We start from the raw sequence: 12,690 nt of genomic DNA, 5'->3' as shown, positions 1-12,690 counted from the left end.
GTCCTTCATGAGCGGTCGGCGGGCGGGGTGGAGGACGGGGGAGCGGCGGCCCGGGAAGAGGCGGCGGAGTCGGCCGCGGGCGGCTCGTCGGAGGCGACGCCGGTCCGGAGTCGGGCGGGGGCGGCCGGGGTCTGCTGGTCCGGGGACGTGGGGACGTCCGGGGTCTCGTCGCCGTTGTCGTCATGGGCTTGGAGCGTGGCGTGCTGGAACCGGGCGGGGGCGGCTGGGCGCTGGTCTGTGGAGCTGAGTGCGTCCGCGGTCTGGTGGTCTGTTGCGCCGAGTGCGTCCGGGGTCTTGTCGCCGTGGTCGTCGCGGATTTGGAGTGTGTCCGGCTGGAGTCGGGTGGGGGCGGCCGGGTCCTGGTGGTCCGGGGACGTGAGGACGTCCGGGGTCTCGTCGCCGTGGTCGTCGCGAGCCCGGAGTGTGCCGCGCTGGAAGCAGGCGAGGGAGGCGGCGGCCCGTTCCGCGGTGAACTCGTCTGTGTTCTCGGACTCTTCGGCGGGCGGGGCCTCTTCGCGCAGCTCGGCGGCCAGGCTGGTCTGCGGTACGCGGCGGGGGAGCGGGGAGAGGCCGTCGCGGCGCGCCATGGGTGCGGGGGCCGGGCCGGGCGCGGTGCGGGCCGGGACGACGGGGCGGGACTCCCGTACGGGCTCCTCCTGCTCGGCGGCCCCGGCGTGCTCCACCTCCTCCGGCTCCGGAGCGGGTACGTCCCGCACCACGACGTCGTGCGGGACGAGGACGATCGCCGTCGTGCCGCCGTACGGCGAAGAGCGCAGGGTGACCGCGATGCCGTGCCGCTGGGCGAGCTGCGCGATCACGAACATGCCGAGCCGCAGGTCGTCGGCGAGCGCCACCACGTCGAACTGCGGAGGCTCGGCCAGCTGGGCGTTGAAGGAGGCGTAATCCTCCTCCGACATGCCGAGGCCACGGTCCTCGACCTCCACGGCCAGGCCCTTGGCCACCATCGCGGCCCGCACGCTGACCGGCGCGGGCGCGGGGGAGTACAGGGTGGCGTTCTCGATGAGCTCGGCCAGCAGATGGATCACGTCCGCCACCGCGGGCGGCGCGAGATGCACCTCCTCCTCGGTGTGCACCTCCACCCGCCGGTACTCGGCGACCTCGCCGACCGCACTGCGCAGGATGTCGATGAGCGCGACCGGCTCGCTCCAGCTGCGGCCGGGCCGCTCGCCGCTGATGATGACGAGGTTCTCCTCGTAGCGGCGCAACTGGCTGGCGGTGGAGTCCAGTTCGTACAGCCCCTTGAGCACCTCGGGGTCCTGGTGCGCGCGCTCCAGCGCGTCGAGCTTGGTCAGCTGCAGATTCACCAGGTTCTGGCTCTGCCGGGCGATGCCCAGGATGACCTTCTGGAAGCCGCGCCGGGTGTCGGCGAGTTCGACGGCGGTGTGCACGGCGGTGCGCTGCGCGGTGTTGAACGCCTTGGCCACCTGGCCCAGCTCGTCGTGACCGTAGTCCAGCGGCGGGGTCGCCAGCTCCACGTCGACCTTCTCGCCCCGCTCCAGCCGGGCCACCACGTCGGGCAGCCGGTCGTGCGCGAGACCCAGGGTCGCCTCGCGCAGACCCCGCAGCCGGCGCGACAGCGAGCGCGTGATCCGCCAGGACATCCCGACGCACAGCAGCAGGGCGGCCAGACCGCCCGCGCTCAGGGAGGCGGCCTTGATCAGCAGGCCGCGCGCGTTGTCGGCACTGTGCTGGAGCAGTCCGGCCGTCTGCTGCTGGATCAGGACCGCGTACTGGTCGGAGACCTCGATCAGCGCGGCCCGCCACTGCTTCTGCACCTCCGGAATCGCGATGTCCCCGCTGTCCCGCGCCGTCAGCCGGGCCGCCAGCACCCGGTTCTCGACGGATTCCAGGGTTCGCCACTGCGCACTCCCCAGGATCCGCTCGGTCTCGGTCTTCGCGCTCCCGGTCAGCAACGGGAGGATCTGGTCCTCGACGAGCCAGCGGCGGGTGTTCACCAGCTCCGCGAACTCGGTCCACGCCTTCTCGTCCATCTTCCGCGCCGGCCCGGCCACGGTCAGCAGCGCGTCCTCCCGGGACACCTGCTCCGCCGCGTGCTCCAGCGCGACGAGCGGACCGGCCTGCGAGGTGAGGTCGCCGTCGTCGACCTGGGAGAGCTCCTGGAAGGCATGGATCTGATCGTCGATGATCGACGTGTACTGCCCCAGCGCCTGTACGGCGGTGATGTCGGTGGGGTTGTCCACCTGGCTCCGGTAGTACTCCAGGCTGCTCACCGACGCGACGACCGAGTACAGCCGGTCCTTGACCCGGGAGGGAGCCCGCTGGATCTCCTCCGACTGCCCGAGGAGTTTAGCGACCGCCTTGTCCGTGTCGCGGCGCTGCTCGTCCAGCGCCTCGCGGGCCGCCTCCTGGCGCGACGCCAGCCATACGGCCGAGTAGCTGCGCTCCCGCTGCAGCGCGAGCGTGGCCTCGGTGCCCATGGCCCCGGTCGACTTGCTCAGCTCGGTCTGCGAGTGGAGCCGCAGCCCCTCCGAGAACATCTGGACCGTCGTCACGCTCCAGACGGCGGCGAGCGCGACGCTGGGCACCAGCGCCAGGAGGATCAGGGAGAGACGTATGGAGCCGAGGCGGCGGCGCCGGGGACCTGTCCGTGGAGACATTGTCGTCCTAGGGCGATCAGCGGAGGGCGGGGGCGATCAGCGCGGAGGCGGATGGGGGAGGGAGCGGGGGACGGAAGAGGGAGCGGAGGGGGAGGGGGGAGGGAGCGGAAGGGGGACGAGCGTGAGGGGGACGAGCGTGAGGGGTGACTGCGTGTCCGGTACGTCACGGGGGGTGCGCTGGATGCTATCCGTACATGTGAGCGTACGCGTCACGCGTGACCGAATCTTTGGCGACACCGTCGGGAGAAGTGTCCGGTCAGCGCGTGCCGTTGGCGGCGAACCGCGCGACCGCGGCGACGTTCGCCTTGGTGACGAACGCCGGCCCGGTGAGGACGGGGGCCTCGCCGCCGCCGAGGGTGTTGCCGTTGGTCTTGTAGAGCCAGAGCGAGTCCACGGCGAGATAGCCCTGCAGATACGGCTGCTGGTCCACCGCGAACTGCACGTCGCCGTCCTGGACCGCCTGTGCCAGTTCCTTGTTGAGATCGAAGGTCGCGACCCGGGCCTTGCTGCGCGCCTCGTCGGCCGACTTCACCGCGGCCAGCGCGAACTGGGCGCCCATCGTGACGACTTCGTCGATGCTCGGGTCCTGGCCGAGCCGGGCCGCGACGGAGTCGGTCACCGCGTCCATGTCGGTGCCGTCCACGTAGAGGTTCTCGGTCTCGCCGCCGAACGCCTTCTTCACGCCCGCACACCGCGCTTCCAGGGCGACGTTGCCCCGCTCGTGGATGACGCACAGCGCGTGCTCGACCCTCAGATCGTCGAGCTTGCCGCCCACGGCCCGGCCCGCGACGCTCTCGTCCTGCCCGAAGTACCCGAGCAGCCCGGCGGACCGCCATTGGTCTATACCGGAGTTGAGGCCGACCACCGGTATGCCGGCTCTCCGGGCCTCGGTGACGGGGCCCGTCATCGCCGACGGCTTGGCCAGGGTCACCGCGATGCCGTCGACCTTCTGCCGGATCGCGTCCCGCATCAACTCGGCCTGCCCCGCCGGATCGGAGTCGCTCGCATAGGTCAGCTCGACGTCGTCCTTGGCGGCAGCGGCCTGGGCGCCCTTCTGCACCAGTTCCCAGAAGGCGTCGCCCTCGCCGCCGTGGGTGACGAGGGCGACCTTCAGCCGTGCGGTGCCGGCCGCGTCAGCGTCCGACGCCTCGTCGGTCCCGTCGAGGGCGGAACAGCCCGCAAGCAGCAGACAGGCGGTGGCCGTGAGGGCCGCGACGCGAGCGAGAGCGGGGGAGGGGGGTGGAGTCTTCATGAGGGTGCGGCACCTCGCTGTGCGGCCGAGCCGGAGGAACGAGCGAGAGAACGGCCGACGTCGGAGGGGGAGTTCGCCGACCTGGTGAACTCTCGCTGAGGCGGAGCCAATCGCGTGTGACCACCGGTAGTCAAGTGTGCAACCACTGGGTGTGAGTCGTTGCTGCCACATCGTGATGAACCGCTGGCGGGAGGGCCGGCCCGGCGCCGACCCGTCCACACCGCTTGCGCCCGCAAACCGGTTCAGGTCGGCTTGCGCGCCACCGCCCCCACCTCGCGACGCCCTCGTCCCGGACCACCTCGGCGCGGATCGCGAGGACGGTGAGCGCGACGGGTTCGCTCAGAACGAGGCTTTCCACACGGGCGCTCTCCAGTCGGCGTTCACAGGGCCGACCCAAGGGGCGCGGGGAACCGCGCGATCAGCCCCCGCACACCCGCACTCGCCGAACTCAACCAGCCCCTACCGTGCTCCGGCGCTCCCCCCAACGCTTCCGCGGTTCCTGATCCGGCAACCACCCAAACGCAAGACAACTCCCCACCATCCCCAACAGAAGCCCCACAAAGAAGCCCCCGAGATTGGAAGTGAGCCACGTGCCCAGCGACAGCAGAACCGCCGTGATCGAGTAGAAGAGCCGCTGCGTCGGATTGAAGAGGATCAGCAGACCGAGCACCACCATCAGCGCCGGCAGCAGATACCCCGCCAGCCCCTGCATCCCGACATGAAGAACGACCTTCAACGACGCCTTCATGGTCAGCAGAATCTCCGCTCCGCCCAGGGTGAGCAACACCCCGCCCCAGAACGGCCGATCGGCCCGCCAACGACGGAAGGCCGACCGGAAGTCCGTACGCTCACTCATCAGCAACCCGTGTCACTGAAACGGAGTTTCAGCCCCGGAAGCCTGAAGACACCCGCGGTCGTCGCATAGTTCGTCTGCCGCAGATTGGCGATGCGTACGGTGTCCGCCTGCTGGCTGAAGACACCGATCGGCCCCTTCACCCCGGCCTTGGTCAGCGTGCTCGCGTCGTTGCCGATCTCGATGTTGTTGAACGCCGCGTCACCCGACAGCTCGGTCGAGTCGGTGGTCAGATCGCTCGCGGTCACCTTCTCGGCCCCACCACCCGCGGTGATCAGCAGATTCGTGCCGCCGAGATCGACGCTCTGGCACAGCTTCGTGAGCGTCGCGCTCTTGATTGCGGACGTGACGACCAGCACCTGGCCGCCGGTGTCCCCCTCGTTGGGGCTGCCCGGCGCCATCTGGTCGAGGCCGCCGAACTGCTCGAACCCGGTGCCGTTGAGCTCGGTAGCGGTGACCGTGAAGGGCATGCCGGAGATGGCGAACTGGACGCCCAGCGCGCCCTCGGCGGTGAGGACCGCGAGGGTGCCGGCGATCAGGGTGGCCGGCACCGCCATCACGGCGGCCCGGCGCGCCCGGACCCGCCCGCGTCTCGCGGGGCCGTCGGGGGTTTCGGACGCTTCGGACGCGGAACCGCTTTCCGGGTTCTCGGACGAGGCCATAACTGCTCCCAGGTGCAGAGAAAGTGCGGGTAGGGCATCAGCGGCACGTTGTCCTGGCGCGGACAGCGCCCACGGCGCACGCCGCCCCGCAACTCCCGGTGGATGCAAGGGCTTTCTCGTACTCCGCAGTAGCCAAGGCCGGAAGTTACCGGTGGTTACAGCCGAGGGTCAAGGAGCTTGTGGAAAAAGGGTGTCGGTTGTGTGTCACCCGTGCCTCTGGGCTCGCCGGGGCCGTGCAATCCTGCCGAGTCGAATATCAACTCCCGTGCTCACCCTTGACGTTGACGGATCCTCAGGTCTACAACTCTCCCTGGCTCCCCCCTGGATCCGTGGCGCCGGATCCGCCGCCGCGTGGCCTCTGCCCGCGTTCCCGGACCTGATGTCCTTCACATTTCCTTTTCGCAAGACCCCTCCACGGCGCCGTCACGGTCGCTTCCCCCCTCGGTCCGTGCCGGCCGCCCCCGCCCGGTTCCGGTCGGAGCCCTCCCCCAGGGGTCTCCGGCCGGTCACCGGCCGGGCCGCCGTTGCCGGTCCGTGCCGTACGGAGAAGGCGTCACGGACCGGCAACGGCACACACCGACTCGCGCCCCCCACCGACTCCCCGAACCCCCTGGGCCTCAGGCCATCAGGGCACACCCCCGCAACGAAAGACGAGGTACACCCGCATGCGCGCACGCACCCTCCTCACCCTCGCCGGCACCGTCGCCGCCCTCACCCTCCCCCTGGCCGGCCCGGCGTCCGCGGCCGACGGCGCCGTCCTGACCACCGGCTCCGTCGGCGGTACGGCGGTCGCGGCCGGCGAGGTCCTCACCGCGCCGCTGGCGAGCGGCACCGCCGCCACGTTCTACTCCAGCGCGACCGGTACGAGCGGCATCTCCTGCAAGTCGTCGCAGTTCACGGCCACCGTGACCGACAACCCCGGCGCGCCCGGGACCGCGACGGAGTCGGTCACCGCGCACACCTTCGACGCCGCGAGCTGCACCACCAACGTGGTCGGCGTGCTCGGCGTCACCAGCATCACGGTCAACAACCTGCCGTACAGCGCCGCCGTCTCCTCCGACGGCACCGTCACCGTCACCCCGGCCGCGGGCTCCACCATCCAGACGACGGTCGTGCTGCGGACCCTGCTGGGCAGCATCAACTGCGTCTACCAGGCCCCCAGCCTGGCCGGCACGGCAAGCAACACGGACAACAGCATCAACTTCGCCGCGGCACAGTTCACCAAGGTCTCCGGCTCGTCCCTCTGCTTCGCCAACGGCTACTTCACCGCCAAGTACGCCCCGGTGACCGGCACCGGCGAGGCGGTTTACGTCAACTGACCCCCGGCGAGCCGGAGTTCACCTCCGGCGCAACCGCAGCGCCAGGGCGGCGCCCCCGGTGAGCACCAGCACCGCGGCGGCGCCGCCCGCCAGCAGTGGCGTCGAGGGCCCTGTGCCGGCGGCCCCGGTGGACGCCACCGGCGTGCTGTCGTCCCCGGCGCGTCGCGGGGTCTCGGCGCCGCTCGGCGAGGAATCGGCGGGCGAGGCGGTCGTACGCGGCCCGGTTGTGCGCGACTCCTTCGTCGGCGAAGGACCGGCGGTCGTACGGCCGTTGTCGCGCTCCCCGTCCGCGGCGGCCGACGCCGCACTCCCGCCGCCGCTCTCCTCATCGCCCGCGTCCCGGGCCGCCGGGAACACCACGTCCGAGCAGGAGTAGTAGGTGTCCGGCGTGCTGCTGTTCTGCCAGACCGTGTACAGCACGTGCCGACCGGACCGGTCGGACGGCAGTGTCGCCCTGATCCGGTACGCCCCGTCCGTCAGCGCCGGGTCCGTCACTTCCGCGAACGGCTTGTCCGGCAGGTCGGACCAGGTGAGCGGCTTCGCCGGGTCGTAGCCGGGTTTCGTGAGGTAGAGCCGGAAGGTGCCGGTGTGCGGGATCGTCGAGACGTACCGCATGGTCAGGGTGGCGCCCGGCGTCAGCCGGGTGGACGGCCAGTCGGCGCGGGCGAGATCGAGGCCCCGGTAGGCGGGCAGTCCGCCGCTGCACAGCTGTCCGTCGGGGACGATCCGGCGGTCCCGGCCGTTCACATTCGCGATCCGCAAGTTGTCCCAGGCGGTGAAGGGCGCGCCGTTCGAGGCGACCGCCGCCCGGCAGGCCGCCGACCGGGACGCGCTGCCGCCCTCGGGCGAGCAGGCGTAGACACGGCTGACCGGATCGGTCGGCGCACCGTGCGCCCGAGCGGGGCTCGCGGCCCACACCGTCAGCAGCAACGGCGTGACGGCGGCGGCCGCCAGGGCCGTGCGGTGCGATCTCATCCAGGGCATCCGGGACATCCGGAACGTCTCCTCGGCCGGTGCGGGAAGGGTCCTCGTCCAGTACGGGAATGCGGCCCGGCGCGTTCACTGCGCGACGAGCCGGGCGAAATCCGTCATTGGCGGTCAACTCCCCGACGTGGTCGGACGTAGAGGGTGGGTTTCCGGCCGGATCGAGGGTTTCCCCTGTATCCCTGTGACCTGCTCTTTGCCTATCGTTCGACCACAGCCGACCCACAGGTAACCCCGAACGGGTCGCAGCTCGCGCCAGGCCGGCCACCGCGCCCCCGCAATGCACTTTCGCCCCACCCCCCGCCGCTTCGACGACGAAGCGAATTCGACCGCCGCTCCGCGCTGCCCGGAGTACGGCCGGCCCCACGAAAGGCAAGCCCTTGCGTACCTCTGCACCCCTCAGACGGAAGCTGATATCCGTCGCCGCGGTCTCCGCCGCGCTGTTCACGGCCGCCACCACCACGGTCGCCGTGGCCCAGGAACCCGCTCCCCAGGAAGCCGCCGTACCGGCGGCGCAGACGGAGGCCGCCCCCGGCACCCCGGCCGAGCGCCTCATCGTCGGCTACAAGTCCGGCGCCGCCGAGGCCAAGTCGAACAAGGCCGCCGAGGCCGACGCCGCCGCCAAGGGCAAGGAGGCCGGCGAGGACCTCGACTTCCAGCGCCGCCTCGGCTCCGGCGCCGCCCTCGTCGACCTGGGCGAGCACGTCACCAAGGCGGACGTCGCCGACGTCGTCGCCGAGTACCGGGCCGATCCGCAGGTCGCCTACGTCGTACCGGACCGGCTGAACAAGCCGGCGGCCACGCCCAACGACACCGAGTACAGCAAGCAGTGGGACCTGTTCGAGACCACCGCGGGCATGAACGTGCCGGGCGCCTGGGACGTCACCACCGGTACCGGTGTGACCGTCGCCGTCATCGACACCGGTTACGTCACCCACTCCGACCTCGGCGCCAACATCGTCGCCGGCTACGACTTCATCGGCGACACCGCCGTCTCCAACGACGGCAACGGCCGCGACAGCAACCCGGCCGACCCGGGCGACTGGACCACCGACGGCCAGTGCGCCAGCGACTGGACGGCCACCACGTCCTCCTGGCACGGCACCCACGTCGCGGGCACCATCGCCGCGGTCACCAACAACAGCAAGGGCGTCGCGGGCATCGCGTACGGCGCGAAGGTCTCCCCGCTGCGGGTCCTCGGCCAGTGCGGCGGCTACGACTCCGACATCATCGACGCCATCACCTGGGCGTCCGGCGGCACCGTCTCCGGCGTACCCGCCAACGCCAACGTCGCCAAGGTCATCAACATGAGCCTCGGTGGCGGCGGCGCCTGCACGGCCGCCACCCAGAGCGCCATCAACGCGGCCGTGAACCGCGGCACCGCGGTGGTGGTCGCGGCGGGCAACGAGAACGACAACGCGGCCAACTACTCGCCGTCCAGCTGCAACAACGTCATCTCGGTGGCCGCGCTGGGCCGCTCCGGCTCCAAGGCCTACTACTCCAACTTCGGCTCGACCGTGGACATCGCGGCTCCCGGCGGCGAGACCCGTACCACCACCGCGAACGGCATCCTGTCCACGCTGAACAGCGGCGCCCAGGGCCCGTCGAGCGAGACGTACAAGTACTACCAGGGCACCAGCATGGCCGCCCCGCACATCGCGGGCCTCGTCGCGCTGATGAAGTCGGCGAACTCCGCGCTGACCCCGGCCCAGATCGAGTCCGCGCTCAAGACCAACGCGCGTGCTCTGCCCGGCACTTGCTCGGGCGGCTGCGGTGCGGGCCTCGCGGACGCGGCCAAGACGGTGCAGGCGGTGAGCGGCAGCTCCGGCGGCACGGATGGGTCGACGGGCAGCACCACCTTCACCAGCACCTCCGCGGCCTCCATCCCGGACAACGGCTCCGCGATCGAGTCCCCGATCACCGTCAGCGGCCGCAGCGGCAACGCCCCCTCGGCCCTCCAGGTCGGCGTGGACATCACCCACACCTACCGCGGTGACCTGGTCGTCGATCTGGTCGCCCCGGACGGTACGACGTACCGCCTCAAGTCCTCCAGCTCCTCGGACTCCGCGGACAACGTCAAGACCACCTACACGGTGAACGCCTCCAGCGAGGTCGCCAACGGCACCTGGAAGCTGCGCGTCCAGGACGTGGCGGCTCAGGACACGGGCACGCTCAACAGCTGGAAGCTGACCTTCTGAGCGGAAGAGGACGACGGCCAGGGGTGACAGCCACGGCGGACAACTGAACGGGCGCGCCGGACAGGCGCGTACCACAAACGGGCGGGCCGACCGGTGCGGATGGGGCATCGGCCGGCCCGTCGTTCTCACCCACCGACCGGAGCGACGGAAACCGTCGCTCCGGTCGGTGTCGTTCACTCAGCGTGCGGACAGGCCCATGGCGACCTCGTCGGCGTCCGCCGTGTCGAGGGTGGCCAGAACCCGGGCCCCGCGGTCGGGTTCCCAGTCGATGCCGGTCAGCAGAGCCGGTACGGCGATGCTCGGCAGCAAGTGCCCCCACAGGACCGAGATCCGCTCCGCCAGATCGTCCCGGTCGGTCAGCGCCCGGGACATCAACTGGATGCCGGCGAACGCCCCGACCAGCAGCCCCGCCGTCTGCGCGGGCCGCACCGTGGGCAGCAACTCGCCCTGGTCACGGGCCTGTTCCAGCACCGCCCCCACATGGTCCGCCCACTGCCTGAACGGCCCCGAGTGGTCCACGCCGGGCGGTGCGCTCTGGTCCACCGCCAGCCGCACACTTCCCTTGAGCAGGGAGTTGCTGAGCAGCCGCTGCCCGAACACGAAGGTCATGTCGACCAGTTCCTGCAGCTTGCACGGCTGCGGGGGCACCGCTCCGAGCGACAACTGCTCGTCCAGCACGGCCTGGGCCAGGGATTCCTTGGAGGGGAAGTGGAAATACAGGGCGCCCTTGGTCACCTCTGCCCGCTCCAGGACCATCGAGATGGTGGTCGCGGTGTACCCGTGCTCGTCGAAGACCGCACCCGCGGCCTCAAGGATCACCCGCCGCGTTCTGATGGCGCGCTCCTGCCTCGCCATAACCGCCCCTCCGTATAGTCCGTCGCCTCCGGGGCACTCCAGGCCGGGTGCCGAGAGCCCCTCGACACCGGCGCACCCTACTGTTGCGCCACGTTGACCTGTGCGCCCGGCGTGCGCCGGAGCGATTCGGGCACGGCCGGGCGACCCGAGGCCGCATTGAAAACAAACCGGTCGCCTCGTACTCTAACGCTCGCGGCACGGGCATCTCGCCGTATGTCAACGCACACACGGGGGACCCACAGGAGGGGACATGCCTCATCCGCGGCAGCACGCCACGAACCCGCTCGCCGAGATATCGGCGGTGCCGGATGGCCTGACCGCCACCGTACCCCGCCAGCTCGTCCACCGTGCCTCGGTGGCCGAAACGCTGATCACCGGTGGGACCGGCACCGACACCGACCGGTTCACCGTCTTCGCCCAATGGCCGCGCGCCCATCAGTTACACGTGTCTCCGGACCGAACCGCGTACGAGCCGCTGCTCGTCGCGGAAACCGTCCGCCAGGCCGGCACCCTCATAGCGCACACCGTCTACCAAGTCCCCCTGGGTCACAAGTTCGTGCTCAAGGAGATGCGGATCACCACCCGCCCCGAGCATCTGGCCATCGGCCCCGCACCCGCCGAACCAGCCCTCCACATCGCCGTGTCCGACGTCGACCACCGCGGCGGGCGCCCGGCCGGATTCCGCTACGACGCGGACATACGGCTCGGCGGCGACCGCGTGGCGACCGCGCACGTGGCCGCCACCTGGACGAGCGAGGCCGTCTACCGACGCCTGCGCGGCGGCCGTACCGCGGCCACCGTGTCCGCACTTCCCGTCCCGCCCGGTCTGCCGCCCGCCGTCGTGGGCCGCGCCCTGCCCGCTGACGTCGTCCTCGCCGCGTCCGACCACCCCGACCGCTGGCAGCTGCGAGTCGATACCGCTCATGCTGTTTTCTTCGATCATCCACTCGATCATGTGCCCGGCATGCTGCTGCTGGAGGCCGTCCGCCAGGCCGTACGGGCCCGGACCCGCACCGGCCGCCGGACGCCTGTGTCGTTCCACACCCTCTTCCATCAGTACGCCGAACTCGACCGGCCCGTCTGGATAGAGGCGCTCGACAAACAGGGGGCGTACGACACCGACGTCCATGTCGTGGGGCAGCAGGGGGAGTCGGCGGTCTTCGAATGCGCGGTGGGAACCGAGGAGAGGTGAGCTATCTTGTACAGGGAGTAAGAAACAAACGGCATGTCCCGTTCTTTTCAGGCCAGGAGGGTCCAGTCGATGGTCAGGCAGTTACGTGCCGAGCAGACCCGCACCACGATCCTCACAGCCGCCGCCGAGCTGTTCGACCGTCACGGCTACGAGTCGACCAGCCTCAGTGACATCGTCGAGCACGCCCAAGTCACCAAGGGCGCCCTGTACTTCCACTTCGCGGCGAAGGACGACCTCGCCCAGGCGATCATGGAGCTCCAGTCCAGGGCCTCCCGTCAGGTGGCGAACGAGATGGACGCCCGGGGCCACTCCTCGCTGGAGACCCTGATGCGCACGACGTTCGGCATCACACGCCTGACCGTCGAGGGCCCGATACCCCGGGCCGGCCTGCGCCTGGCCACCGGGGGAGTGGTGATACGGCCGCCGCTGCGGCATCCCTTCAACGAGCTGCTGGACATCGCCACCCGCAAACTCCACGGCGCCGCCAAGGAGTCCGACATCCACCCGGACGTCGACGTGGAGGCCGCGGCCCACTCCCTGGTCTGCTTCTTCGTCGGCACCCGCGTCGTCGGCCGCTCCCTCGAACCCGTGGCACGCCAGCCGCGCAGAGTGGCCGAGATGTGGCGCCTCATGATCCGGGGCCTGGTCCCGGTGCCGCGCCGGGCCCCCTATCTCGCGCTCGCGACACAGCTGGAGCGGGAGATCAGAGCCGTATGACGCCCGCGATACGGTGAGG

Annotated in this window: 10 protein-coding genes; 4 read left to right on the top strand and 6 right to left on the bottom strand. The window is 70.7% G+C overall.

Annotation, left to right across the window (positions count from 1 at the left end; genetic code table 11):
- Nucleotides 1-5 precede the first annotated feature (5 nt).
- The 4 genes from ACIBU0_RS12520 to ACIBU0_RS12505 all read right to left on the bottom strand — a co-directional run bounded on the left by ACIBU0_RS12520 (nucleotide 6) and on the right by ACIBU0_RS12505 (nucleotide 5,406).
- Nucleotides 6-2,639 (bottom strand): nitrate- and nitrite sensing domain-containing protein, encoded by a 2,634-nt coding sequence (locus ACIBU0_RS12520; protein ID WP_398815852.1) that lies wholly within the window; start codon nucleotides 2,637-2,639, stop codon nucleotides 6-8.
- A gap of 256 nt (nucleotides 2,640-2,895) precedes the next feature.
- Entirely contained in the window at nucleotides 2,896-3,891 is a 996-nt protein-coding gene (locus tag ACIBU0_RS12515) for a substrate-binding domain-containing protein (RefSeq protein WP_398815849.1), read from the bottom strand.
- Nucleotides 3,892-4,339: 448 nt separating this feature from the next.
- Entirely contained in the window at nucleotides 4,340-4,747 is a 408-nt protein-coding gene (locus ACIBU0_RS12510; protein ID WP_398815846.1) for a DUF6114 domain-containing protein, read from the bottom strand.
- Nucleotides 4,747-5,406, bottom strand: a complete 660-nt coding sequence (locus ACIBU0_RS12505; protein ID WP_398815844.1) for a DUF6230 family protein — start codon at nucleotides 5,404-5,406, stop codon at nucleotides 4,747-4,749. The genes ACIBU0_RS12510 and ACIBU0_RS12505 overlap by 1 nt, the downstream gene beginning before the upstream one ends.
- 665 nt (nucleotides 5,407-6,071) lie before the next feature.
- Between ACIBU0_RS12505 and ACIBU0_RS12500 the strand changes: the two genes are divergently transcribed.
- On the top strand, nucleotides 6,072-6,725 hold the full coding sequence (locus tag ACIBU0_RS12500) for a Tat pathway signal sequence domain protein (RefSeq protein WP_398815841.1): 654 nt from the start codon (nucleotides 6,072-6,074) through the stop codon (nucleotides 6,723-6,725).
- Between the two features lie 18 nt (nucleotides 6,726-6,743).
- Here ACIBU0_RS12500 and ACIBU0_RS12495 read toward each other — a convergent pair whose 3' ends face one another.
- Nucleotides 6,744-7,709, bottom strand: coding sequence for a lytic polysaccharide monooxygenase (locus tag ACIBU0_RS12495; RefSeq protein ID WP_398816889.1), 966 nt, complete (start codon nucleotides 7,707-7,709; stop codon nucleotides 6,744-6,746).
- A gap of 380 nt (nucleotides 7,710-8,089) precedes the next feature.
- On the opposite strand from ACIBU0_RS12495, the gene ACIBU0_RS12490 reads away from it, so the two are divergent.
- Nucleotides 8,090-9,907, top strand: a complete 1,818-nt coding sequence (locus ACIBU0_RS12490) for a S8 family peptidase (RefSeq protein WP_398815838.1) — start codon at nucleotides 8,090-8,092, stop codon at nucleotides 9,905-9,907.
- A gap of 177 nt (nucleotides 9,908-10,084) precedes the next feature.
- Here the strand turns inward: ACIBU0_RS12490 and ACIBU0_RS12485 are convergent, their stop codons facing one another.
- Entirely contained in the window at nucleotides 10,085-10,762 is a 678-nt protein-coding gene (locus ACIBU0_RS12485; protein WP_398815835.1) for a ScbR family autoregulator-binding transcription factor, read from the bottom strand.
- A 250-nt stretch (nucleotides 10,763-11,012) separates the two neighbouring features.
- On the opposite strand from ACIBU0_RS12485, the gene ACIBU0_RS12480 reads away from it, so the two are divergent.
- Nucleotides 11,013-11,954, top strand: coding sequence for a ScbA/BarX family gamma-butyrolactone biosynthesis protein (locus ACIBU0_RS12480; protein ID WP_398815832.1), 942 nt, complete (start codon nucleotides 11,013-11,015; stop codon nucleotides 11,952-11,954).
- A gap of 69 nt (nucleotides 11,955-12,023) precedes the next feature.
- Nucleotides 12,024-12,671, top strand: a complete 648-nt coding sequence (locus tag ACIBU0_RS12475; protein ID WP_398815830.1) for a ScbR family autoregulator-binding transcription factor — start codon at nucleotides 12,024-12,026, stop codon at nucleotides 12,669-12,671.
- The last annotated feature ends 19 nt before the right edge of the window (nucleotides 12,672-12,690 follow it).

This window comes from Streptomyces sp. NPDC049627 (assembly GCF_044465645.1).
Classification (GTDB): domain Bacteria; phylum Actinomycetota; class Actinomycetes; order Streptomycetales; family Streptomycetaceae; genus Streptomyces.
Note: the sequence above shows the minus strand (reverse complement) of the source record. Positions and strands in the feature narration are given on the sequence as shown.

Coding starts and splice junctions, on each gene's coding strand:
- ACIBU0_RS12520 (WP_398815852.1), bottom strand. CDS start 2,639: ATGTCTCCACGGACAGGTCCCCGGCGCCGCCGCCTCGGCTCCATACGT.
- ACIBU0_RS12515 (WP_398815849.1), bottom strand. CDS start 3,891: ATGAAGACTCCACCCCCCTCCCCCGCTCTCGCTCGCGTCGCGGCCCTC.
- ACIBU0_RS12510 (WP_398815846.1), bottom strand. CDS start 4,747: ATGAGTGAGCGTACGGACTTCCGGTCGGCCTTCCGTCGTTGGCGGGCC.
- ACIBU0_RS12505 (WP_398815844.1), bottom strand. CDS start 5,406: ATGGCCTCGTCCGAGAACCCGGAAAGCGGTTCCGCGTCCGAAGCGTCC.
- ACIBU0_RS12500 (WP_398815841.1), top strand. CDS start 6,072: ATGCGCGCACGCACCCTCCTCACCCTCGCCGGCACCGTCGCCGCCCTC.
- ACIBU0_RS12495 (WP_398816889.1), bottom strand. CDS start 7,709: ATGCCCTGGATGAGATCGCACCGCACGGCCCTGGCGGCCGCCGCCGTC.
- ACIBU0_RS12485 (WP_398815835.1), bottom strand. CDS start 10,762: ATGGCGAGGCAGGAGCGCGCCATCAGAACGCGGCGGGTGATCCTTGAG.
- ACIBU0_RS12480 (WP_398815832.1), top strand. CDS start 11,013: ATGCCTCATCCGCGGCAGCACGCCACGAACCCGCTCGCCGAGATATCG.
- ACIBU0_RS12475 (WP_398815830.1), top strand. CDS start 12,024: ATGGTCAGGCAGTTACGTGCCGAGCAGACCCGCACCACGATCCTCACA.